Source organism: Candidatus Nitrosarchaeum limnium BG20, from assembly GCF_000241145.1.
In the GTDB taxonomy this organism is placed as follows: domain Archaea; phylum Thermoproteota; class Nitrososphaeria; order Nitrososphaerales; family Nitrosopumilaceae; genus Nitrosarchaeum; species Nitrosarchaeum limnae.
Map to the genome: position 1 here is coordinate 1 of NZ_AHJG01000073.1, position 1,559 is coordinate 1,559.

Annotated in this window: 2 protein-coding genes; one reads left to right on the plus strand and one right to left on the minus strand. The window is 28.6% G+C overall.

All coding sequences use genetic code 11. From position 1 onward, the window contains the following. Nucleotides 1–161 precede the first annotated feature (161 nt). Nucleotides 162–314, minus strand: a complete 153-nt coding sequence (locus BG20_RS12335; RefSeq protein WP_157999263.1) for a hypothetical protein — start codon at nt 312–314, stop codon at nt 162–164. Between the two features lie 819 nt (nt 315–1,133). Between BG20_RS12335 and BG20_RS02435 the strand changes: the two genes are divergently transcribed. After that, a partial coding sequence (locus BG20_RS02435; protein WP_010190441.1) for an ABC transporter substrate-binding protein occupies nt 1,134–1,559 on the plus strand: 426 nt, incomplete at its 3' end.

Below are 1,559 nucleotides of genomic sequence, written 5' to 3' on the forward strand. Positions count from 1 at the left end.
GATGAATGAGATGATATAGGTTTTAGGAAAAATTATCAAAATTACACTAAAGTAATTTCTAATAAAAAACAGGGATCATTATCACAATCAAAGGACAAATAACCCAAAGTCTAGGCACGAAAACTAGTAATCAAGTAAGGAGTTTAAACAAAATATCAAAATTATATTTTTTTTGTATTACTAATTATTTTATTTTCAATTATTTTTACAAATAAATCATTAAAGTTTTTAGATTCATCGGACGTAAACTCTCGTTCTTGATGAATTGCAATTTTTAACATATTCATCATAAGTTTCATTTCAGCAGGTTCCAAGTTCTTCAAATAAGATTTGAAATTCCATGTATAAAAACACCAATACATTAACGCGATCAAGAGAGATCAAATCAAGTTTTAGAGTTAATGAAAAGTCCTTCTGAAAATCAGACGATGTAAATAAAATTTAAAACATAATTTGTAAGAGTTAAGATCTGCTAATTAGATAATTTTGCCCCACATTCATTTTAATATCATCTTTAGGGATTATCTCAGTAGATACATCATTGACATATTAAAAATAATCATGTATGAAGTCAGGGAAAGATAATGTCTTTACATTATGAACATGTTTTATTAAATCCCACAATGCACAATGAGATCGATTTCTTTTAGATCCTTAACATTGTTAACTGTATGTAATTCATTATTAAGAATAATGCAGAAGCATATCTAGAGAAAACATCAGCGCGGAGTATTGGGCAGTAAATGAAAACCATTCATCGTTGAATCTAATTGAGGATGAATTCTTGTGTTTTTCTCTCGGAGTAGATATTTTTGCTTCTGCATTACTGCATGTTTTTAATCATAGTATTTAGGAAATGATTAACAATGTTAATTACAAAAAAATCCTTTTTTATATATGAAGATATAGTCAATCACAGGAATAGAAGGTCTTTAGGAAGTACATATTAAAGAAACTTCAGGCAAGCATCCAAACTAATCAGGATTTTAAGGTCAATCCAATACTGGGCAAGTAATAAAAAAGTGGGTAAAAGAACCAAATTGAAAAAATAGTCGTTAAAAATTTAAAAAAATAGGCAAGAGTGAATTCACAGAGCAATTATATTTTTATTACAATCAGATCAATTAAACATCATGAAATTATTGCTAGTATTCATACTAGCATATGTACTGATATTTTTAATTGACAACAATTCCTTTGCAGATAAAAGTACATTTTTTGATTCGGTAAAATTTATTCAATATTTAGACGAAAATACCGCACTTGAAGAAGTAAGAAATGGAAATTTAGATATTTATTATGATAAGATATCTCCAGACAGATTAAGTGAACAAAAATCTCGTGAGGGATTAAAGGTGTTTGATTCCGCAGGAGGATCTTACAGTATTTTAGTAAATCCAGCAGAATCAAACGAGTTCAATCCATTTTCACTCAAAGAAGTAAGATTTGCATTAAATTATCTCATCGATAGAAAATTAATTGTTAATGAATTAATGGGCGGATATGGTGCACCGACGGTTTCTTACTATAGTCCATCAGATCCGGAATATGTCACAGTG